This window comes from Stutzerimonas tianxiuensis (genome assembly GCF_053470365.1).
The window spans coordinates 38,684-60,208 of the sequence record NZ_JBPVWS010000014.1; the positions used below are offsets into that span (position 1 = coordinate 38,684).

At 60.4% G+C, this 21,525-nt stretch carries 21 protein-coding genes and 1 tRNA gene; 12 read left to right on the top strand and 10 right to left on the bottom strand.

Annotated elements, in window-relative coordinates:
* Nucleotides 1-26: 26 nt before the first annotated feature.
* Complete coding sequence (locus ACSSNI_RS17125) at nucleotides 27-251, bottom strand: DUF3203 family protein (RefSeq protein ID WP_102835758.1); 225 nt, start codon at nucleotides 249-251, stop codon at nucleotides 27-29.
* 232 nt (nucleotides 252-483) lie between these two features.
* On the opposite strand from ACSSNI_RS17125, the gene ACSSNI_RS17130 reads away from it, so the two are divergent.
* From ACSSNI_RS17130 to ACSSNI_RS17170, 9 genes are all read left to right on the top strand, one after another.
* Nucleotides 484-1,155: a methylamine utilization protein gene (locus ACSSNI_RS17130; protein ID WP_200638746.1), complete on the top strand. Its 672-nt coding sequence runs from the start codon at nucleotides 484-486 to the stop codon at nucleotides 1,153-1,155.
* Nucleotides 1,139-3,496, top strand: a complete 2,358-nt coding sequence (locus ACSSNI_RS17135) for a putative bifunctional diguanylate cyclase/phosphodiesterase (protein WP_325166578.1) — start codon at nucleotides 1,139-1,141, stop codon at nucleotides 3,494-3,496. The genes ACSSNI_RS17130 and ACSSNI_RS17135 overlap by 17 nt, the downstream gene beginning before the upstream one ends.
* Nucleotides 3,493-4,350 carry a DUF3034 family protein gene (locus tag ACSSNI_RS17140; RefSeq protein WP_200638749.1) on the top strand — a complete coding sequence of 286 codons (858 nt, stop codon included), beginning with the start codon at nucleotides 3,493-3,495 and terminating at the stop codon, nucleotides 4,348-4,350. The genes ACSSNI_RS17135 and ACSSNI_RS17140 overlap by 4 nt, the downstream gene beginning before the upstream one ends.
* Complete coding sequence (locus ACSSNI_RS17145; RefSeq protein WP_200638751.1) at nucleotides 4,350-4,769, top strand: group I truncated hemoglobin; 420 nt, start codon at nucleotides 4,350-4,352, stop codon at nucleotides 4,767-4,769. Before ACSSNI_RS17140 ends, ACSSNI_RS17145 begins: the two co-directional genes overlap by 1 nt.
* A gap of 255 nt (nucleotides 4,770-5,024) precedes the next feature.
* Entirely contained in the window at nucleotides 5,025-6,509 is a 1,485-nt protein-coding gene (gene putP / locus ACSSNI_RS17150) for a sodium/proline symporter PutP (RefSeq protein ID WP_200638753.1), read from the top strand.
* 179 nt (nucleotides 6,510-6,688) lie between these two features.
* Nucleotides 6,689-6,868, top strand: coding sequence for a hypothetical protein (locus ACSSNI_RS17155; protein ID WP_102835764.1), 180 nt, complete (start codon nucleotides 6,689-6,691; stop codon nucleotides 6,866-6,868).
* 319 nt (nucleotides 6,869-7,187) lie between these two features.
* A complete protein-coding gene (locus ACSSNI_RS17160; protein WP_200638756.1) occupies nucleotides 7,188-8,594 on the top strand; it encodes an alpha/beta hydrolase family protein in 1,407 nt (468 codons plus the stop codon).
* A 250-nt stretch (nucleotides 8,595-8,844) separates the two neighbouring features.
* Complete coding sequence (locus tag ACSSNI_RS17165; protein ID WP_159968813.1) at nucleotides 8,845-9,276, top strand: LexA family protein; 432 nt, start codon at nucleotides 8,845-8,847, stop codon at nucleotides 9,274-9,276.
* Nucleotides 9,263-10,543 carry a Y-family DNA polymerase gene (locus ACSSNI_RS17170; protein ID WP_200638758.1) on the top strand — a complete coding sequence of 427 codons (1,281 nt, stop codon included), beginning with the start codon at nucleotides 9,263-9,265 and terminating at the stop codon, nucleotides 10,541-10,543. The genes ACSSNI_RS17165 and ACSSNI_RS17170 overlap by 14 nt, the downstream gene beginning before the upstream one ends.
* Before the next feature lie 1,035 nt (nucleotides 10,544-11,578).
* On the opposite strand, the gene ACSSNI_RS17175 is transcribed toward ACSSNI_RS17170, so the two are convergent.
* From ACSSNI_RS17175 to metG, 5 genes are all read right to left on the bottom strand, one after another.
* Nucleotides 11,579-12,310, bottom strand: coding sequence for a substrate-binding periplasmic protein (locus ACSSNI_RS17175; protein ID WP_234484615.1), 732 nt, complete (start codon nucleotides 12,308-12,310; stop codon nucleotides 11,579-11,581).
* 357 nt (nucleotides 12,311-12,667) lie between these two features.
* Nucleotides 12,668-12,741 (bottom strand) — tRNA-Gly (locus tag ACSSNI_RS17180).
* A 69-nt stretch (nucleotides 12,742-12,810) separates the two neighbouring features.
* Nucleotides 12,811-13,503, bottom strand: a complete 693-nt coding sequence (locus ACSSNI_RS17185) for a pseudouridine synthase (protein ID WP_200638760.1) — start codon at nucleotides 13,501-13,503, stop codon at nucleotides 12,811-12,813.
* The gene (locus tag ACSSNI_RS17190) at nucleotides 13,503-13,712 is read right to left on the bottom strand and encodes a cysteine-rich CWC family protein (protein ID WP_200638762.1); all 210 of its coding nucleotides are present in this window, start codon (nucleotides 13,710-13,712) and stop codon (nucleotides 13,503-13,505) included. Before ACSSNI_RS17190 ends, ACSSNI_RS17185 begins: the two co-directional genes overlap by 1 nt.
* 97 nt (nucleotides 13,713-13,809) lie before the next feature.
* Entirely contained in the window at nucleotides 13,810-15,864 is a 2,055-nt protein-coding gene (gene metG, locus ACSSNI_RS17195; RefSeq protein WP_200638770.1) for a methionine--tRNA ligase, read from the bottom strand.
* 193 nt (nucleotides 15,865-16,057) lie between these two features.
* Here metG and apbC point away from each other — a divergent pair, with 193 nt between their 5' ends.
* Nucleotides 16,058-17,152, top strand: a complete 1,095-nt coding sequence (gene apbC / locus ACSSNI_RS17200; protein ID WP_200638771.1) for an iron-sulfur cluster carrier protein ApbC — start codon at nucleotides 16,058-16,060, stop codon at nucleotides 17,150-17,152.
* 171 nt (nucleotides 17,153-17,323) lie between these two features.
* On the opposite strand, the gene ACSSNI_RS17205 is transcribed toward apbC, so the two are convergent.
* On the bottom strand, nucleotides 17,324-17,533 hold the full coding sequence (locus tag ACSSNI_RS17205) for a cold-shock protein (RefSeq protein ID WP_003282211.1): 210 nt from the start codon (nucleotides 17,531-17,533) through the stop codon (nucleotides 17,324-17,326).
* 321 nt (nucleotides 17,534-17,854) lie between these two features.
* On the opposite strand from ACSSNI_RS17205, the gene dcd reads away from it, so the two are divergent.
* On the top strand, nucleotides 17,855-18,421 hold the full coding sequence (gene dcd / locus ACSSNI_RS17210; RefSeq protein WP_102835792.1) for a dCTP deaminase: 567 nt from the start codon (nucleotides 17,855-17,857) through the stop codon (nucleotides 18,419-18,421).
* 294 nt (nucleotides 18,422-18,715) lie between these two features.
* Here the strand turns inward: dcd and ACSSNI_RS17215 are convergent, their stop codons facing one another.
* Entirely contained in the window at nucleotides 18,716-19,297 is a 582-nt protein-coding gene (locus tag ACSSNI_RS17215; RefSeq protein ID WP_073300977.1) for a superoxide dismutase, read from the bottom strand.
* Between the two features lie 363 nt (nucleotides 19,298-19,660).
* Nucleotides 19,661-20,263, bottom strand: a complete 603-nt coding sequence (locus tag ACSSNI_RS17220) for a LysE/ArgO family amino acid transporter (RefSeq protein ID WP_200638772.1) — start codon at nucleotides 20,261-20,263, stop codon at nucleotides 19,661-19,663.
* 94 nt (nucleotides 20,264-20,357) lie between these two features.
* Between ACSSNI_RS17220 and ACSSNI_RS17225 the strand changes: the two genes are divergently transcribed.
* Nucleotides 20,358-21,254, top strand: a complete 897-nt coding sequence (locus ACSSNI_RS17225) for a LysR family transcriptional regulator ArgP (protein ID WP_200638773.1) — start codon at nucleotides 20,358-20,360, stop codon at nucleotides 21,252-21,254.
* Here the strand turns inward: ACSSNI_RS17225 and ACSSNI_RS17230 are convergent.
* Nucleotides 21,251-21,523, bottom strand: coding sequence for a hypothetical protein (locus ACSSNI_RS17230; protein ID WP_200638774.1), 273 nt, complete (start codon nucleotides 21,521-21,523; stop codon nucleotides 21,251-21,253). The two genes, ACSSNI_RS17225 and ACSSNI_RS17230, sit on opposite strands and share 4 nt — an antisense overlap.
* Nucleotides 21,524-21,525: the final 2 nt, after the last annotated feature.

A 21,525-nucleotide genomic window follows, 5' to 3' on the forward strand; every position in this document is an offset into this window, starting at 1 on the left:
GGTCGGCAGTGGCTCATGCGGCGGGCTCAATCGTCGACAACAAGGTTCCTGCGATCGTCCTTTGCGCCAGCGGCGATCAGGTGCTCGGCCATGTCTTCGGTCACGTGAACGCTGTGGCCGCTGATATGCGCCATGGACATGCGGGCAGCAGGATCTGTCGAGACACGGACGTCCTTGATTGCGCTGGTATGGGTGGCGTTTTCGAGTGTGGTTGAACAGGTGCCGTTATCGGTATCGAGATGGACTGTCATAGCGGGCTCCTTGGGTTGCGGTGAAACCGCACAGAAAAGTGCAGCTACTGAGAGTGAGACCGTGGCCAAGAGGATCCGTTTGGCGTGCAGCGCTAATCGAGCCTGATGGAAGCACGCCGGAGCATGAAAATTATGCTGATCAAGTGATGGCGATAGGCTAGCCTGATGCGGCCAGCAGGTTGCCAAGGAAGGCGGTAGTCCCAACGGTAATCACGATGGCGGAGTCAGCCAGATGTTCAACGGTGTTTTGCGGTCCAGTTTATTTATGCTGTGTTGCGCATTTGCGGCGTCAGCGCAGGCCCAGCCTTTCAGTGCGCTTGTCGTCGACGCCCAGGGGCAGCCGGTTGCGGGCGCTGTACTCAGCCTGGCGGGCACGGCACAGGTCAAGCCCCGCGCCGCAGCGGTCATGGATCAGATCGACAAACAGTTCGTGCCGGCAGTGCTCGCCGTAGCGACCGGCACAGCGGTGAGCTTCCCCAATCGTGACGACATTCGTCATCAGGTCTATTCCTTTTCCCCCGCCAAGCGGTTCGAACTGCGCCTCTACGAGGGCACGCCGAGCGCACCAGTAACCTTCGACCAGCCAGGCCTGGTGATACTGGGCTGCAACATTCACGACTGGATGCTGGGTTACGTCTACATCACCGATGATCCCTGGTTTGGCGTCAGCGACGCAGAAGGGCGCATCCAGCTGGACGCGCCTGCCGGCCAGTATCCAGCGCCTCTCTGGCACCCGGCCCTGGTTGATATGCAACCAATCGATGCGGGCACGCTGCGGCTGGGCGAGGCGCCGGTCGAGCTGAAGCTGCCGGTTGCGGTCACTGCCGCGCTGCAACCTTCGGCTCCGGCCCCCACGGCGTTCGCCGATGCTTTCAGGAAGGCCACCCGTGACGCGCAGCCTTAGCTTCCACGCGCGACTGTCGTGGATCCTCGCCGCCTTTCTGCTGGTGGTGATCGCCGCGTTGTATTTCTCTGTGCGCCTGGTCACCGAGTCGGCCGTGAGCAGCCAGGCCGCTGAGCGGCTGGAGTCGGGTCTACGGGTATTCGAGCGCTTGCTGGACATGCGTGGCCGCCAGTTGCGCGATGGCGTTCAGGTGCTGGTTGCCGACTTCGGTTTCAAGGAAGCTGTCGCCAGCGGCGACACGCTTACCTTGCAATCAGCCATGACCAATCAAGCGGCCCGTATCAGCGCCAGTGAGGCGATGCTGCTGGATCTCAACGGCAAGGTGCTGGCGTCGAGCCTTTCCGTCGCGAGGCCGGGCGATACCTTCCGTTACGCTGACGAGCTGCGCGCGGCGCGTCAGCAAGGGCAGTCGATGCTGGTGGTTTCACTGGATGGGCAGGCGCACCTGATGGTCGAGGCCGAGGTCCGGGCGCCACTGCCCATCGCCCGTGTGGTGATGGGCTTCGCCATGGATCAGGCGCTGGCGGATGAACTCAAAGAGCTGACTAGCCTGGACGTGTCGTTCCTGACCCGAGAGGGCGAAAGTAAGGGCGAGCTGGTCACGACGCTCGCTCAAGAAACACGCGACGATTTGATCGATGGATGGAGTCAGCATGACCATGCAACCGGCATCGAAGAATTGCTGCTCAACGGTGAGCGCTATCTCAACGAGGACATCGTGCTGTCGGTGGGTGAGAACTTCAGTGTCATCGCGCTTGTGCACCGGTCGCTGGATGATGCCTTGGCCGGCTTCCATCAGCTCGATTCAAGAATTCTGCTGATCGCCTTTGTCGGCCTGATCGCCTCGCTGCTCGGAGCGCTGCTGCTGGCGCGCAGCTTGTCCGAGCCGGTCAATGCGCTGGCCCGAGCGGCCGAGCGGGTTGGGCGCGGCGATTACCAGACGCCAATCGAGCTGAATCGTGGTGACGAACTGGGCGCGCTGGCCAGCGCCCTCAACCAGATGCAGAGTGGCATCGCTGAGCGCGAACAGCTGATCGCCCACAACATGCTCCACGATGATGTGACCGGCTTGCCGAACCGCTCGTTGGTTGGCGAGCTCTTGTCCAATGCCATTGGCGCCGGGCGAACCACCGCGGTGCTGCACATCGGCATCGGCAATCTGGCTGGCGTGCAGGACAGCGGCGGTCCCGAAGGGGTCGATCAGGCGCTGCGTGAGCTGACCCAACGCCTACAGGCCGGTTTGCAACCTGGTGACCACCTGGCGCGGATGCTCAGCGACGAATTCCTGCTGATCGTCAGTGATACCTCGGCGGACAACGCCTTCAGCGCCGCGGTGGCGGTGCAGCAGGCGCTGGCCTTGCCAGTACGCGTCGCCGAGCTGGAGATGCGCATTGAGGCGCACATCGGCGTGGCCGGTTACCCGGACGATGCCGGCAGCGTCGACGAATTGCTGCGCCGCGCACGGATCGCCATGCAGGACGCCGCGCAGCTGCCGGACGGCCTGCAGCTCTACCAGCACGGCCGTGACGATGCACATCAGCGGCAGATCACCCTGATTCGCGATCTGCGCCACGCCGCTCAGGTTGGCGGGCTGCATTTGCATTTTCAGCCGAAGATCGACCTGGAGCACGGTCGGGTTTATCAGGCCGAGGCGCTGCTGCGCTGGAATCATCCGGTCCACGGCATGGTGTCGCCCGGCGAATTCATTCCATTGGCTGAGCGCACGGGCAGTATCCAATTGCTGACGGCTTGGGTGATCGAGGCGGCGCTGCGGCAGCTGCATCTCTGGAACTGTCGCGGCCTGTACATGGAAGTGTCGTTGAATATCTCCGCCGAAGACCTCTCCAGCCTGACTCTGGAGCAGCGGGTCGGGGAGTTGCTGCAACGCTACGTCATCCCCGGCGACCAGCTGGTGTTCGAGATCACTGAAAGCGCAATGATGCGCGACCCGGATCGCGCCCTGGCGATGCTCCATCGGTTGCGCTCGCTGGGCATTCGGCTGTCGGTCGATGATTTTGGCACCGGCTACTCGTCACTTGCTCAGCTGCGGCGCATGCCGGTGCAGGAGCTGAAGATTGACCAATCCTTCATTCGTGAGCTGGATGACACCTGCGGTGATGCGGTGATCGTCCGTTCGACCATCGACATGAGCCACGCGCTGGGCCTTAAGGTCGTGGCCGAGGGCGTCGAGCATGGTGAAACACGCGACCTGTTGCGGGCCTGGGGTTGCGACACACTGCAAGGTTATTTCTTCAGCCGCCCGTTGCCGGCCGACGCCTTCGAAACCTGGTTGAAGCAACAACCTCATCTGGCCGCGCGGCCGCGCAAGGAGCATTCATGAGAGGTTGGCGAACGCTGCTGCTGGCGGTGGGCTGGGCGCCGATGTTGGCCAGTGCCGATGCAGGCCGTCTGTTGGCCACTGGTGGGGCGACCAGTCTGGAAGGCGCAGCGGGCGGCGGGATCACACCCTGGGCCGTGCTGGCGGGCTACGGTGAGCGCGGTGAGTGGGGCGGCGACGTCTTCGCTACCCGTGTCGAAACTGGCGACTACCGACTGGACGTCGCTGGCGTGGCGGTGGCCTTCGATAACCGCCTTGAGTTGTCCTTAGCGCGGCAGCGCTTTGATCTCGGCACATTGGCGCGCGACCTTTCGCTCCCCGAGAACAGCCTCAGCCAGGACATCTTCGGCGCCAAACTGCGGCTGTTCGGCGATCTGGTCTACGACCGGCTGCCCCAGGTGTCGCTAGGTGTGCAGCATAAGCGCCAGAAGGATTTCCTGATCCCATCGCTGATCGGCGCGCAGCGCGATGAAGACACCGAGGCCTACCTCACCGCCAGCCGCCTGATCCTTGCCGGTGCCTTTGGCTACAACCTCCTGCTCAATGGCGGCGTGCGCTACAGCCGCGCCAATGAGCTGGGCCTGCTTGGATTTGGCGGCGACCGTCGCGACAGCCGCAGCCTGCTCAAGGAGGGCTCGGCTGCCGTGTTGTTCAACCCAAGCTGGGCGCTGGGCGTTGAGTACCGTGAAAAGCCGGACAACCTGTCCTTTGCGGGCGAAAGCGACTGGGCCGATCTGTTCCTCGGCTACTTCCCCAACAAGCGCCTTGCCGTGGTCCTGGCTTATGCGCGGCTGGGTGAAATCGCCACGTTGGACAACCAGGATGGCCTGTACCTGTCCGTCCAGGGGAGCTTCTGATGCGCCGGTTTGTCCTGCTGTTTTGCCTGTTGCTCGGTGCCTGTGCTGGGCAAGCGCCCAAGGATGACAGCCTGTATCGGCAGCTCGGTGGCGAGCCCGGTGTGACGCGGATTGTCGAAGGCATGCTGCTGCGCATCGCTGGAGACCCCCGCATCGTCGAGCATTTTCAGGACATCGACATCCAACGCCTGCGCGACAAGCTGATTGAGCAGGTCTGCGCCGAGGCGGGCGGTCCCTGCGTCTACACCGGCGACAGCATGGAAGAAAGCCACAAAGGCCTGGCGTTGACACCCAGCGACTTCAACGCGTTGGTGGAAAACCTGCAGGCGGCGATGACCGTCGAGGGCGTGCCGATCCCTGTGCAGAACCGTTTGCTGGCGCGCCTGGCGCCCATGCGCGGGCAAGTCATCGAGCGCTGACTGCGCGAGCGGTGAGACCGAAGCGAACCGCCTGCGTTATTGGCCTGCTGCCCTGAGCGTTTCTGGATCGGTCTTTCGATCGCTCCGCTCGCACCTTTACCCGCCAAAACTGTCTGGTCGCGAGCGAAGAGCGCTTCGAGACGCTATGCTTTCGTTCTAACCCGACCGTCCGTTGCCAGCGCTGCGCCACAAGCGTTCGCGTCTAGTCAGTGGAGGCGGGGGCTAGGTCCCCGCAGCACAAGGAATACAAGACTAATGAATGTGAGCACCCCCACCCTGATCACTTTCGTGATCTATATCGCGGCGATGATTCTCATCGGTTTCACCGCCTACCGCGCCACCAAGAATTTCGACGACTACATCCTCGGCGGGCGCAGCCTCGGCAGTTTTGTCACCGCTCTTTCTGCGGGCGCTTCGGACATGAGCGGCTGGTTGCTGATGGGCTTGCCCGGCGCGATTTTCGTTGCCGGCCTGTCCGAGAGCTGGATCGCTATTGGCCTCATCGCCGGCGCCTGGCTTAACTGGATATTCGTCGCGGGGCGGCTGCGTGTGCACACCGAGCACAACCACAATGCGCTGACCCTGCCGGACTATTTCTCCCATCGTTTCGAGGACACCAGCCGCCTGCTGCGGATCTTCTCAGCGCTGGTGATTCTGGTGTTCTTCACCATTTACTGCGCGTCCGGGGTAGTGGCCGGTGCGCGTTTGTTCGAATCGACCTTCGGCATGGATTACGGTACGGCGCTGTGGGTCGGTGCGGCAGCGACCATCCTCTACGTGTTCATCGGCGGTTTCCTGGCGGTGAGCTGGACCGATACCGTGCAGGCCACGCTGATGATCTTTGCGCTGTTGATCACGCCGGTGTTCGTCATCCTAGCCCTGGGCGACATGGGCACCGCCATGGACACCATCGCGGCCCAGGACCCGTCGAATTTCGACATGTTCAAGGGGCTGTCCTTTATCGCGATCATCTCGCTGCTTGGCTGGGGCCTTGGTTACTTCGGCCAGCCGCACATCCTGGTGCGCTTCATGGCTGCCGACTCGGTGAAGACCATCCCCAACGCCCGCCGCATCGGCATGGCCTGGATGATCCTGACCCTCGCAGGCGCTGTAACCGTAGGCTTCCTCGGCATTGCCTACTTCGCCGATAACCCCGCGCTGGCCGGCCCGGTCACCGAGAACGGCGAGCGTGTGTTCATGGAACTGGTCAAGCTGATGTTTAACCCCTGGGTGGCCGGTATCATCCTCTCCGGCGTGCTAGCCGCCGTCATGAGTACGCTCAGCGCGCAGCTGCTGGTCAGCTCCAGCGCACTGACACAGGACTTCTACAAGGCTTTCCTGCGCAAGGGCGCGTCGCAGATTGAACTGGTCTGGGTTGGTCGGGCCATGGTGCTGCTGATCGCGTTGATTGCCATCGGCATCGCGTCGAATCCGGACAGCAAGGTACTGGGCCTCGTGTCCTACGCTTGGGCCGGCTTTGGTGCAGCCTTTGGTCCGGTGGTGTTGATCTCACTGGTGTGGAAGCGCATGACCCGCAACGGCGCGCTCGCCGGCATGTTGGTCGGCGCGATTACCGTGGTGGTCTGGAAGCAATTCATCGGTCTCGGCCTGTACGAAATCATCCCGGGTTTCATCCTCGCCAGCATCGCCATCTATGTGGTGAGCATCATGGGCAAGGAGCCGGCGGCTTCCATTCAGCAGCGTTTCGAAGTGGCCGACGCGGAATATCACGCGGGCTAGGAAAGGGCCTTGTGGGGATCAGGGCCTGCTGAGCGATCAGCGCAGCAAGCCTTGAAACCGTCATTCGTGGTTGGCGCCGCGCCGCCGCAAGAATGGGCTGTCGCCCATTGATGCAGCATTGGATACTGTGCGCCGGGCGCCGTTGAGTGGCGCACGTCAGGAAATTCAGGAGTATTCCAATGAAAGCGCAATCTACGATGATGATCCGGGCCATGGCCGTTGTATTGGCTTCTGTACTGATGACTGGCTGCAGCCTGCGCTTGCCAGGCGTCGGTATCGATATCGGCGACGGTGGTGGGCATGGTGGTCATGGCGGAACTCATTGCCCGCCGGGCCAGGCGAAGAAAGGAAACTGCTGACTTCACAGGGTTTTCCCGGGACTGGATGGCGCATGCCATTCGGTCCGCTTTATCCCCGTCTCTCTCCTCCTTGCTGCTCCGCATTAGTCATGCTTTAGCGCACATCAATGAATCTTGCGCGTGAATAAGCGAGGCGTTAGTCCTGCTATTCACGTGACGACGCTACCGCTCATCCCTCCGATATTCCGTCAATTTGACAGGTCCAAGCTTTCTGCCACGGTTAGTGGAAATGCGTGTACCGCTTGTGGTCGGCAAGCCCGGCAAAGCTCGTATCGCTAGCAAGGCCTGTAAAACAAAAACAATAATCGAGGAAACTCCCATGCTCCCAAGCAAGTTGGCTTCAGCCTGCGCGCGTGCCATCGTTGGTGTCATGCTGGTTGGCGGTGTCGGCATCGCTGCCGATGTTCAGGCTCGCTCCAAACCGATCAAGCCGCCCGTATCCCACAGCGAGTCCCGCGAACAGGACTCGCGCGTCTTCGTCCCAGTCGTATCGCCTTTGGCAGCATTCCCCGGTCTGCCCAGCGAGCGCTGGACCGGTATCCACGATGGGGCGTCCTACCAGATCGAAGTGCCACCCAACTGGAACGGCATGCTGGTCATGTATGCGCACGGCTACCGCGGCACAGGGCCGGAGCTCACTGTTGGGCCGCCACCGATCCGGCCATGGCTGCTGCAGCAGGGCTACGCTTGGGCCGCTTCGAGCTACAGCAAGAACTACTACGACGTACGTGCAGGCATTGAAGATACCAACGCCCTGGCGCTCTCCTTCAGTGAGCTGACCGGCAAAGCCCAGCCCAGCAAGACCTACATCACCGGGCACTCCATGGGCGGCCATGTTGCGGCCGCCGCGGTGGAAGCCGAAACCTACGCCACCGCCAATAACCCGCTGCGCTACAGCGGTTCGGTGCCGATGTGCGGCGTTACTGGCGACGTCTATGAATTCGAATACCTGATGAACTTCACCCTGGCTGCCCAGCACCTGGCAGGGCAGGGGCCGACCACATTCCCGGCGACGGACTTCCAGGCCAAGCTCCCGCTGATCATCGGCGCGTTGTGGGACAGCTACCCGACCGATCCGTCGCCGCAGGGTGAAAAGCTTGAAGGGGTCGTTCGTGAGCTCAGCGGTGGCGAGCGGCCGATCTTCGCTGAAGGTTTCCGCACCGGCCTGCAGAGTGTCGTGCTGGGTACGGGAGGGCAGGACGGTTCGGTGAACGGCATCTTGGCCGACTCGCTCAGCGGCAACCTCGCCACCCGCTATCAGTTCGACACGAACAAGGCGATGTCCCGCGAGGAACGCGAGTTCAACGACTCGATCATCCGCGTGATCGGTCATCCACCGGCCAACAGCATCCGCCCGGACGGCCTGCGCTGGATCCCGGTGGTAAATGGCCAGTTCAACGTCCCGGTGGTCAGCATCCACACCCTGGGCGACCTCTACGTGCCGTTCAAACACCAGCAGATCTATCGCCGCAACGCCGTCGCCAACGGCAACGGCGACCTGCTCGTGCAACGCGCCATCCGAGCACCCAGTCACTGTGATTTCACTTATCAAGAACAGGTCGAAGCAATGGCTGCGATGCTGCAGTGGGATCAGCAGGGCATCAAGCCAGCCGGTGACGAGGTCCTCAATCCGCGCGTAGTGGCCAACCCTGCCTATGGCTGCCAGTTCACGCGTAACGACGGCACCCAGAACCGGACTTCGCTGCCTGCTTGCCCCGGGAATTGATGAACTGGCCCGTTGATCCGGGTCGGGATCATTGACCGAAAAAAGCCCTGCCAGTCAGGGCATTTTTGCGGTCGGAACAGCGACGGGATATTGCAAAGCAAGGTGAGCATGAGACGGCGCATAACCTCAGCCACTTGCTGTACCGATTGTTGGCGTATCGCATCAAGCCAGATCGTCCTTACGTCCGGTTCGATTGACCCGGCTCTTGGCTCTCAATACTGTACGCATATACAGTTTTGAGGTCTGTGCCATGCCCGTGCATTTCCTGGGGCCCGCTGCTCCATCCACCATTGCCCTGCCGTTTTTCAGCTTTTGTGTGCCCGCCGGCTTCCCCAGCCCGGCGCAGGATCACATGGAAGGCACGCTCTCGCTCGATGAGCTGATGAACATCCGCGCGCCGCACACCTACCTGGCGCGCGCAGACGGCGACAGCATGATTCACGTCGGTATTTTCGACCGGGACATACTCATCATCGATCGCGGGCGGGAAGCGGAGAAGGGCGAAATCGTCATCGCCGCGCTCAACAACGAGCCGCTGGTGAAGATCTTCGACCGGCAGGGCGAACAGATCATCCTGCGCTCGGCCAACCCCAAGTTTCCCCCGCGCTATCTGCTTGAAAGCGAAGAGCTCTACGTCTGGGGCGTGGTGCCCTTCAGTGTGCGTTTCCATGGCAAATACTGAGCGCGTGCTGGCGCTGATCGACTGCAACTCGTTCTACGCCGCTTGCGAGCGCGTCTTCCGCCCCGACCTGCGCACCACGCCCATCGTCGTACTCTCCAATAACGACGGCTGTGTGATCGCTCGCTCGGCGGAGGCCAAAGCCCTCGGCATCAAAATGGGCGCGCCATATTTCAAGGTCCACCGTGATCTGGAGCGCTGGGGCGTCGTGGTGTTTTCCAGCAACTACGCGCTCTACGGCGACATGAGCGAGCGCGTGATGACGGTGATCGAACAGCGCGTGCCGGCCGTCGAGGTGTATTCCATCGACGAAGCTTTCGCTGATCTTTCCGGCGTGCCAGATGCGGAATCCATCGGGCGACGCATCCGCGCCGATGTGCTGCGCCTCACCGGCATACCCGTCGGCGTGGGTATCGCCAACACCAAGACCCTCGCCAAGCTCGCGAATCACTCGGCCAAGCGCTGGCAGAAGCAAACCGGCGGCGTGGTGGACCTGAGCGACCCGGGTCGGCGCGACAAGGTATTGCGCGTCACGGGCGTGAGCGATGTGTGGGGCGTTGGCCGGCGCATGACCGAACACCTCAACAGCATGGGCATCCGTAGCGCCTGGGACCTGGCCAACGCCGACGCCTGGACCCTGCGTCAACAGTTCAGCGTGGTGATCGAGAAAACCGCCCGCGAACTGCGCGGAATGCCCTGCCTCGAACTGGAAGACGTGACGCCGCTCAAGCAGGAAATCTGCTGCTCGCGGATGTTCGGCGACCGCCTGCGCGAACTCGCCCCCATCCGCGAAGCCGTCGCCACCTACGCCGCCCGCGCCAGCGAGAAGCTGCGCGCCCAGCAGTCCCTGTGCAAGCGCGTAAGGGTCAGCATCCGCACCGGCATGTTCAACCCGGACGAGCCCAGGTTCGCCAAAGGCATCGTCTGTGAACTGCCATACCCCACCGACGACACCCGCTACATCACCCGCGCCGCCATCGCCGGGCTGGAGCTGATCTATCGCGAAGGCTTCGCCTTCAGCAAAGCCGAAGTGCTGCTAATGGACCTCTGCCAGCGCGGCGAATACACCGACGACCTCTTCACCGAAACCCAACCCGCCGCCACGGAGCGCGTCATGGGCGTGCTCGATGCGGTTAACGCGAAGTGGGGGAGGAACACGCTCAGACCGGGGCGAATCCCTACAGCGCCGGATTGGGGGATGCGGCGGGAAATGATGAGCCAGAGTTTCACGACGCGGATGGATCAGTTGTGGAGGGTGGGGTGTCGGTAAATGGCAACAAAAAGCTTGGAACAGATCGATATGCTCAGACAGCTGCTAGAGCAAAGGTCAGCCCATCGGATTAAAACTACTCGCGGCTCCGCAATAACGGGTTCTCATCCGCTCGCTATGATCTTTGCGGTCACCGTCAAAGCGCGCACGCGATGTCCGGCACTGCTCATGGAAGTGCTGTTTGGCAGCTTGCGACATTCTCGATAGTCGATTGAGCCTCTGCGGTGATTTCCGCATACGCTCGTTCCGTCGATGTAGTTGTTTACTGCTATCCATTCCGCCAGATAGTTGGTGCCGCCGTTCCAGCTTTTGATCCACTTAGAAGTGCGTTCCCGATTTACCGTGCGCGCCCTGCGTTCGTTAGTGGTGGGCGTGGCTGCGGTAACCCGATGAAATGCCGGTGGTGTATAGGTGCTGGCTGGCTGCTTGGGCGTGTAGTTATCGTCAATGGAAGATGTTTGGCGTGGTTCGGAGGCGCGTGCGACGGGTTGTTTGAACCATTCGATTTGTTCTTGGCTCGTGTGCGGCTGCTGCGGCTGCTGCGGCGCTGCGGTCGGTTCTGTTCAGGCGCGCCGTAACTGGCAACAGGAGGCTGGCTAACCATCTGCATGGGTTGTGCTTGCTCTTTGTTAAACCACGGCACGCCGCCAATGTCGCCTCCCTGCTTTTGCCGATGGCAAGTAATAAGCTTCAAATCAGGGCCGTAGCATTCAGAGTCGTAAACGTTACGAACATTAAAAAATCAGTAACAGAATAAATAGAAGCCCGATGAAGCCAGGGGAGATACCAATAACTATTAGTGTCTTCGTGGCGCCCGAAAGTCAGAGCTTTCAGTAACCAAAGCCTGAGAGCCCTAAGCGCAACCTCAAAGATAATCTTAAGATCGTCTGTCTCGTACTTCCGCTGCCTTCCTTGCCCCCAGTAGGGACGGGACATCAAATAAGATTCATGACGTGGTGTCAGGGATCAAGCCACCGGACTTATCACGCCAAGCCCGCGGACGTTACGGTGATGCTGAGTACAACGGCTAGTGGATTAATCTTGTCGCTTAGTAGGTGCCTCGTATTGTTGCCAGATGCGCTGTAGTTCGCCCGAGCGTCGCAGTTGATCAAGTGCACTACCCCAAGCGGCTACCAGCTCGTCGTCGCAGTCACGGCTGAAGGCGATGTAAAGGGGGGCCCGAAATATCTCGATTGGAATTTGCCGCAACGCATCCGGTGCGATCCCCAGCTCAGCGCTGTGATAAGCGACGCCAGCATCGGTGTCGCCAATGATGATGCTGGCCCGTCCGGCCATTAGCATGCGGTATAGCTGCACGCTGTTGGATGCGCTTTTGTCGAGATTCTTAAAGCCCCACGATTGCAGCATCGTCGGGATCAAACCGGCACGGCGCGTAGCAATCCGCGGGGCGGTAAGCAACTGTTCCAGCGTGTAAATCGGGTTTTGAGTGCTGGCCAGCTGGTAGGGATGAATGGCAGTTTCCACGATTGGTCCGACCCATTTGTACATCGGCTCTCGCCCAGGCGTGCGAAACACTGCATACATGATGGTCTTGCCCTGAGTCTGTAACGCATGGGCAGCCCGCATGCTGGGTAGCACCATCATCTCGAAGTCATCCCCGGTCAACGCCATAATGCGCCGCACGATATGCGTGGCCAGGCCGGTCAACTGCCCGTCCTTCACGTAGTTATAGGGCGCCCAGTCTTCGGTCACGATTCGATACTGCGTGGCCTGGACTGAAGGACCGAGCAGCAGGAAAAGCAGCATCGCAGTTACTAACGGGTGCTTCACACTGGCAGCCTTTGCTTTCGGGTGAAAGGACGTCTCAAGGAATGAGGCAAGCATAGACGCTCCCAGAGCGACGCCTTATCGCGTGGACTATAACGCCGGGCTGGTCTGTTCGGCATTTCACGTCGAGCAACCAAACCATGACCGAGGTAGGGGATAGACGTTTAGACCATTGGGGTGGAGCTACCGCTTAACAAATGACGAGCCTTGATCCGGCCACTAAGATCTCTGAGATCTCTGTTGAAGCGTGCTTGCTATGTCTGATCAGACTTGGTTCGGTCGCGGCAAGTGAAACGCTAAACGAAAAAGCCCCGCAAATGCAGGGCTTTTCTGATTTGGAGCGGGCGAAGGGAATCGAACCCTCGTCATGAGCTTGGGAAGCTCAGGTAATGCCATTATACGACGCCCGCGTAGGCACCCTTTGTACCAGAAGGGTGGCGCTAGTAGAAGCGGGTGCGGCGTTTAGGTCGATGAATGTTTCAGATCTGTTCGATTTCAGTCGCGGTAAGGCTGCGGTATTGACCGGGAGCGAGGGTGGGATCGAGCAGCAGCGGACCCATGCGTTCGCGGTGCAGGGCGGTGACCTTGTTGTTAAAGTGGCCGAACATGCGTTTGACCTGATGGTAGCGGCCTTCATGCAGGGTCAGGCGAGCCTGGTGCGAGCCGAGCAGTTCGAGTTCGGCGGGTAAGGTGGTGAGGTTCTCGAAGCGGAAGTAGAGGCCCTCGGCGAAGCGCTCGATGCAGATAGGGTCGATCGGGCCTTCGGTTTCGACCAGATAGGTTTTGCCCAGCAGACTCTCTGGTTGTGTCAGGCGACGGGACCAGAGGCCGTCGTTGGTCATGATCAATAGCCCTGTGGTGTTGAAGTCCAGCCGCCCGGCGATGTGCAGTTCTTCCTTATCCGGTTCGTCCAGCAGATCCAGCACCGTGGGGTGTTGCGGGTCGGCGGTGGCGCTGACGCAGCCGACCGGCTTGTTCAGCATAAAGAAGCGGGCAGGTTTGCCCGCCTGCAGGACCTCGCCATCCAGCTCGATACGGTCGAAGACGCGAACGTCATGCATGCCGTCGCAGGTCGTCTTTCCATTGACCGCAGCGCGGCCCGACGCCAGCAGCAGGCGCGCCTGGCGATGGCTGCAATGGGGCAGGTTTGCAAGGAAGCGGTCTAGGCGCATTAGAGTTTGGCGGGAGGCTCGCCGCGGGCGCAGCGCGGGCAGATGCAGGCCTTGTTTAGCGCGTCATCAGGAATTCGTTCGCGGGCTTCCGGTGCGATCTCGGCGGTAAAACACCAGCACGGCTGTGTGGCGGTGGCCGGGTTACTGAGTGCGCATTGATTCGGCTCGCCGCAGATTGGGCATTTACTGGAATCGGGCGTATCGGTCATAACCGCCTCCGGGCAGTGGCAGTGCTTGATGCGGTGGAACTGGTTGTAAGCGTGAAAAAGAAGCCCGGCATTGCGCCGGGCTTCTCGTGCTGCGTGATTACTTCACGCGCTGACCGGGCTTGGCGCCGCTGTCGGGGCTGAGCAGGTAGATCTCTTCACCGCCAGGGCCAGCAGCCAACACCATGCCTTCGGACACGCCAAACTTCATCTTGCGCGCGGCAAGGTTGGCGACGTACAGGGTCAGGCGACCTTCCAGCTTGCTTGGATCCGGGTAGGCGCTCTTGATGCCGGAGAAGACGTTGCGCTTGGCATCGCCGATATCCAGCGTCAGGCGCAGCAGCTTGTCGGCGCCTTCGACGAACTCGCACTTTTCGATCAGTGCGATGCGAAGGTCCACAGCGGCAAAGGCATCGAAGGCGATCTCGGCGGCAATCGGCTCCTTGGTCAGCTCGCCGTTGCCAGTCTCGGGGGTTGCGCCGGGCGCGGCGGTTTCGGTGGAAGCGAGGTCTTCCTTGGATGATTCGATCATGGCTTCGATTTTCGCAGGCTCGATACGGGTCAATAGCGGGGTGAAGGCGTTTAGCTGGTGGTTGGAGAGCAGCGTTTGCAGGTCCGTCCAGCGCAGGGGCTCGACGTTGAGAAAGCGCTCGGCGTCGGCGGCGAGGTTGGGCAGCACCGGCTTGAGGAAGATCACCAGCTGGCGGAACAGGTTGACGCCAGTGGCGCAGATCGCCTGCACTTCATCCTGCATGCCGTCCTGCTTGTTCAGTGCCCAGGGTGCCTTGTCGGCGATCCAGGCATTGGCGCGGTCAGCCAACGCCATGATTTCGCGCATGGCGCGGGCGAAGTCACGGTTCTCGTAAGCATCGGCAATGGACGGTGCGGCGCTCTGGAAGGCGTCGGTCAATTCCGGTGCGGCATTGCGGTCGACCATCACACCGCCGTTGCCCTTGTGAATAAAGCCGGCACAACGGCTGGCGATGTTTACGACCTTCCCCACCAGGTCGGAGTTGACCTTCTGCACGAAGTCTTCGAGGTTCAGATCCAGGTCATCGACGCCACGGCCCAGCTTGGCCGCGTAGTAGTAGCGCAGGTACTCGGGATTCAGGTGATCGAGATAGGTGCGCGCTTTGATAAAGGTGCCCCGCGATTTGGACATCTTCTGCGCGTTCACCGTGAGGTAACCATGCACCGCGACGGCGGTGGGCTTGCGGAAACCGGCACCTTCGAGCATGGCGGGCCAGAACAGGGTGTGGAAGTTGATGATGTCCTTGCCGATGAAGTGGTACAGCTCGGCGCTGGAATCCTTGTTCCAGAAAGCATCGAAGTTCAGCTCAGGGCGACGTGCACAGAGGTGCTTGAAGCTCGCCATGTAGCCGATGGGCGCATCCAGCCAGACGTAGAAGTACTTGCCTGGCTCATCCGGAATCTCGAAACCGAAGTAGGGCGCATCGCGGGAGATGTCCCACTCGTGTAGCCCGCCGTCGAGCCACTCGGCGATCTTGTTGGCGACCGAATCCTGCAGGCTGCCGCTGCGGGTCCATTCCTTAAGCATCGCCTCGAAATCGGGCAGCTTGAAGAAGAAGTGCTTGGAGTCGCGCAGCACTGGGGTTGCGCCTGAGATGGCCGAGCGCGGGTTCTTCAGTTCGGTGGGTTCGTAAGTGGCGCCGCACTTTTCGCAGTTGTCGCCGTACTGGTCTTCGGCAGCACACTTCGGGCAGGTGCCCTTGATGAAGCGGTCGGCGAGGAACATGCCCTTTTCAGGATCGAAATACTGGGTGACCGAGCGCGTGGCGATGTGGCCGACGTCGCGCAGCCTGGTGTAGATCAGGCTCGACAGCTCGCGGTTTTCTTCCGAGTGGGTCGAATGAAAGTTGTCGAAGTCGACCAGGAAGTCGGCGAAGTCGGCACTGTGTTCGGCCTGCACGTTGGCGATCAGTTGCTCGGGCGTGATGCCTTCCTTTTCGGCGCGCAGCATGATGGCCGACCCATGCGCGTCGTCCGCACAGACGTATATGCACTGGTTGCCGCGAAGCTTCTGGAACCGCACCCACATGTCCGTCTGGATGTACTCGAGCATGTGGCCAAGGTGAATCGAACCGTTGGCGTAGGGCAGGGCACTGGTGACGAGGATTTGGCGAGCTTCGGACATGGGAAAGTCTGCAGTCGAGGTTGCGAAGTGAGTCGGCCACTATAAAGGTCACGCAGTTTTTTTTCATCCGCACTGGTGCGGACGGCACGGGTCGAATAGCGAGTGCCGCGCCACATTGACGCGCTTGATGAGCCCTTGTGGCGGCACGGGGTAAGATGCCCGTCTGTTTTAGTAGGTTTTCTTGGGAGTAGTCATGACCGTCACACGCGAAGCTGTCGAAGCCGTACTGCGCCAGTACACCGACCCTAACCTGAACCAGGACCCGGTGGCTGCTGGTTGCGTGCGTTCCATTGATGTAGTGGGTGATCACGTTAGCGTGCAGATCGAATTGGGTTATGCGGCTGGGCTGTTTCGCAGCGGTTGGGCGCAGATGCTGGCGATGGCCATTGAGCAGCTCGACGGCGTGACCCGCGCGGATGTGCAGGTCGACTGTGTGATCCGCTCACACAAGGCGCAGGACCAGGTTGAGGCACTGGCCAACGTCAAAAACATCATTGCCGTAGCGTCCGGCAAGGGCGGCGTCGGTAAATCGACCACGGCTGCCAACCTGGCGCTGGCGCTTGCGCGCGAAGGGGCGCGGGTGGGCGTGTTGGATGCGGATATCTACGGGCCTAGCCAGGGCATCATGTTTGGCATTCCCGAAGGGACGCGACCGGAAATCCGCGACAATAAGGCGTTCATCCCGTTGGAAGCGCATGGCGTTCAGGTCATGTCGATGGCCTTCCTGTCCGACGACAAGACGCCGATGGTCTGGCGAGGCCCGATGGTCTCCGGTGCCTTGCTGCAGTTGATCACTCAGACGGCCTGGAATGATCTCGACTATCTCGTGGTGGACATGCCGCCGGGTACGGGCGATATCCAGCTGACCCTGGCGCAGAAGGTGCCGGTGGTGGGTGCGGTGATAGTCACTACACCGCAGGATCTTGCACTGCTGGATGCAAAGAAGGGCGTGGAGATGTTCCGCAAGGTGAACATCCCTGTGCTCGGTGTGGTGGAAAACATGGCCATCCACATCTGCTCGAATTGTGGGCATGCCGAGCATCTGTTCGGCGAAGGGGGTGGTGAGAAGCTGGCAACGCAGTACAACGTTGAGTTGCTGGCTTCGTTACCGCTTTCCATGGCAATCCGCAGCCAGGCTGACGCAGGTAAGCCAACCACCATTGCCGATCCGGAAAGCCAGATTGCGATGATCTATCAGCAGATGGCACGCAGTGTGGGGGCGCGGATTTCTCAGAGCGGACAGATCATTGCGCAGTCGATGCCAAACATCACTGTGTCCGACGACTGACCTTCGGTATGGCGGCGCTCTGTGCGTCGCCTTGGTCGACCGAGGAGGTCTGATCGACTGAGTAGAATCGTCCTTGGAGGGAGGCTGTCGCCCTCTGACGCTGAATACAGTAAATCGCAGGCATAAAAAAGCCCCGCCGAAGCGGGGCTTTTTCAGCAGAAAAGCTTCAGGTTAGATAACCTGAACTTCCTCAGCTTGCATGCCCTTCTGGCCGCGAGTAGCGACGAAGGAAACTTGCTGGCCTTCTTTCAGGCTCTTGAAACCGTCGCCTTGGATGGCGCGGAAGTGTACGAAGAGGTCGTCACCGGATTGCGGAGTGATGAAGCCGAAGCCTTTCTCATCGTTGAACCACTTAACGGTACCGGTTTGGCGATTGGACATTTGAAATGTCTCCTTGAACAAGGTGTAGAGATGATTTGAACGGGCAAATACCCCGAACGGTGACTGTGTGCAAGGAGTTAGGAGTCGTAGCAATGATCGGATCGAAATCTAAACATGTAGCGATTCACGGTGACACATGCAGCAGCAGCCAATGAAAGATACTCCATTTCTGTCGCATTGCGAGCATTATTTTCAGTTTCCGCCCGAAGCGCCAGAGATGCGACGCATGGACCCGGTTCGTGGCCTTTGAACCGGCTCCATGTGCTCGGTAAGATGCACGCCTTTATCTAAACGACCATCAGCCAAATCAGGACGCCCGCCATGAGCATCAAATCGGATAAGTGGATTCGCCGGATGGCCCAGGAGCACGGCATGATCGAGCCCTACGTGGAGCGCCAGGTGCGGACCGAGGGCAGCGAGCGCCTGATTTCCTACGGCGTCTCCAGCTATGGCTACGATGTGCGCTGCGCTGACGAATTCAAGATATTCACCAACATCAATTCTGCAGTCGTCGACCCTAAGAACTTCGACGAGAAAAGCTTTGTCGACGTAAAGAGTGACGTCTGCATCATCCCGCCGAATTCTTTTGCGCTGGCGCGTACGGTCGAATACTTCCGCATTCCGCGCAACGTGCTGACCATTTGTCTGGGTAAGAGCACCTATGCCCGTTGCGGGATCATTGTCAACGTCACGCCGCTTGAGCCCGAGTGGGAAGGGCACGTGACGCTGGAGTTCTCCAACACCACCACCTTGCCAGCGAAGATCTACGCCAACGAAGGCGTGGCACAGATGCTGTTCCTGGAGTCGGATGAAGAGTGCGAAACCTCTTACCGGGATCGCGGTGGTAAATATCAGGGCCAGCGTGGCGTGACCTTGCCCAAGGCCTGATTGGGCTTCACGAGCCCTGGCGGGCGGTAGTGACTGCCGCTCGCATCATCTTTGCGATATGGAATAGTCCGGCGTAGGGCAGGCGCCATCTGGCGGCGTCCCGGCTGCGCGTCCTGCGCTTCCCAGTACTGATCTGCTTCCCGTCGTGCAATGCCTCGAACCAAGATGGCTAGAGTCTTATTCGCTCGAGCAGATGCCGTTTCATTCCGCTTAAGCAAAAAAATGCCCGCATGAATGCGGGCATTTTTAGTTGCGCGAAGGGCCGGCAGTCCAGCTCTTCAAGCAGGCCTAGGCTCAGCCGGCGAAATTCTTCGCGACGAAGTCCCAGTTAACAACGTTCCAGAATGCTTCGACGAACTTCGGACGGGCATTGCGGTAGTCGATGTAATAAGCGTGCTCCCAGACGTCGCAGGTCAGCAGCGGCTTGTCACCAGCGGTCATCGGGTTGCCGGCACCGATGGTGCTCGCCAGGCCGACGCTGCCGTCGGACTTCTTCACCAGCCAGGCCCAGCCGGAGCCGAAGGTGCCGATTGCGGTCTTGGTGAACTCTTCCTTGAACTTGTCGAAGGATCCGAAAGAAGCATTGATGGCATCAGCCAGGGCGCCAGTTGGCTCGCCGCCAGCATTCGGGGCCATGCAGTTCCAGAAGAAGGTGTGGTTCCAGACCTGAGCGGCATTGTTGAAGATGCCACCTGAAGAGGTCTTGATGATGGTTTCCAGATCCTTGCCTTCGAACTCGGTGCCTGGGACCAGGTTGTTCAGGTTGGTCACGTAGGCCTGATGATGCTTGCCGTGGTGATATTCAAAGGTTTCAGCGGAAATGTGCGGCTCGAGGGCGTTCTTTTCAAACGGAAGCGGCGGCAATTCGAAAGCCATGGTGTATCTCCTGCTCAGGTGTCGAGAATAGATGCGGCTCGGAAGGAGGCAGTCTGCACTGGTAACCAGCGCCTCGCGGAACGGAGAAAACTACTGCATTGATGTTCGTCCGTTTACGCCTGTCTTTCCCTTCGCTCGCTACATGCTTGCGCATTCTTCGGCCGATCACGGGCGGCCGCAATGGCGGGCTGAAGCGTTCCACTCCATGCCCGCGGACCAAGGATCATAGCACTCAGCCTGTGGCAAAACCACGCGTCAACTGTGTGGAAAAGCCAGGGCCAGAGCCTTGTAACAAGGTTCTGGCGCAGGGGGAGAGGATGTCCGAGGCCCTCTGCGTGGACCTCCGATTACACTGGGCGTTCCTTAGGCCAGGACAACAAGCTGTGCGGCTACCGTGAACATCATGGTCGCCACGCCCAGATCGATCAGTCGCCAGGTCAGCGGCCGCGCCAGCCAAGGTGCAAGCCAGGCGCCCCCCAGTGCAAGAATCAGAAACCATATAGTCGAGGCGCTCGCGGCGCCCAGCGTATAAGCCGCGGGCTCGGGTTGCTGCGCGCCGAGGGAGCCGATCAGCAGTATCGTATCGAGGTAGACGTGCGGGTTTAGCAACGTCACGGCCAAGGCGGCAAGCAACACGCTCTGCAGTGAGCGCGGTCCGCGTTGGGCGTTTTCCAGCAAGGCTTGTGGGCGCGCTGCACGGCGCAACGCAATGGCACCGTAGACCAGCAAGAACAGCACGCCTCCCCATCGCGTGATTTGTAGCAGCACTGGATTTTCTGCCAGTACCGCAGCGAGACCGAAGACGCCAACGCTGACCAACAGAATGTCGCAGAGGATGCAGAGCGCAGCGACCGGTAGATGGTGCTCGCGGCGCAGGCTCTGCGCCAGGACAAATGCATTCTGCGCGCCGATGGCAATGATCAGTCCGGCGGTGATTAGAAGCCCGTTAAAGTAGCTCTGCCACATGATGCGTTGCCCTATCGTCAAGAGATGCTCGCAGTCTCGGTGCTGTTGGCCTATAAGAAAAACGAAATTCGGTAATGCCTCATAAGGAAATCGAATGTTCGATTACAAGTTACTGGTCGCTTTGGCGGCGGTGGTTGAGCAAGCCGGATTTGATCGCGCTGCGCAGTCGTTGGGGCTGTCGCAGTCGGCCGTGTCGCAGCGCATAAAGCTGCTCGAGGCTCGGTTGGGGCAGCCGGTGCTTTTACGCGCTTCGCCACCCCGGCCAACGGAGGTTGGTCGGCGTTTGCTTAACCATGTGCAGCAGGTACGTTTGCTCGAACGTGATTTGCAGGGGCAGGTTCCGGGGCTGGACGAGAGCCGACTGCCGGAGCGACTGCGCATCGCGCTGAACTCCGACAGCCTGGCTACCTGGTGGCCGGGTGCCGTCGCACCTTTTTGCACCCGTTATGGCGTGGTGCTCGACCACGTGTTGGAGGATCAGGATGTCGGGCTCAAGCGGATGCGAGCGGGGGAGGTTGCTGCGTGTGTATGTGCAGTCGAACGGCCGTTGGCGGGTGCGCGCAGTGAATTTCTTGGTGCCATGCGCTACCGCGCGCTTGCCAGTCCCGCCTACGTTGCCCGGCACCTCAAGCCGGACGCGCCAGTCGAGGCCTTATTAAAGGCCCCGGCGATCGTATTCGGCCCTGATGACCAGCTGCAGCACCGCTATCTAGAGGCGTTAGGCCTGAAGGGGGCGTTCAGTCATCATCTATGCCCGTCATCCGAAGGCTTTGTTCGGTTGCTGCAAAGCGACATGGGTTGGGGGTTGGTGCCTGAACTGCAGGTACGCGCGGAACTGGCGAGCGGGGAATTGGTTGATGTTTATCCGGGCGAACCGATTGATGTGCCGCTGTATTGGCACCATTGGCGCAACGGCGGTGAGTTGCTCGGCGAACTCACACGGCAGCTGTCAGGCTCGGCCAGGCAATGGTTGATCTATAAAACGGATTAGCCAACGACTCGCTGGCCGCGGTAGATGCGTACCGAGGGGCCGCTACGGTCTGATGGTGTGGACGGCGGGGTAAAAAGGGCGGGCATATCGCTATACGTGGCCAGTTGTCTGCCCAGGTCCCGGGTCATCTCGTCGCCGGAGCAGAGACAGGCGGTCAGCATGGCCTGGATCGCATCCGGTTGGCTCAGACGAATGTTCAGCTGCTGCTCGTCACGCAGCCGACGGCGCAGCTGCTGCATGCAATCCAGTACGGACTTGTTGAACTCCATGA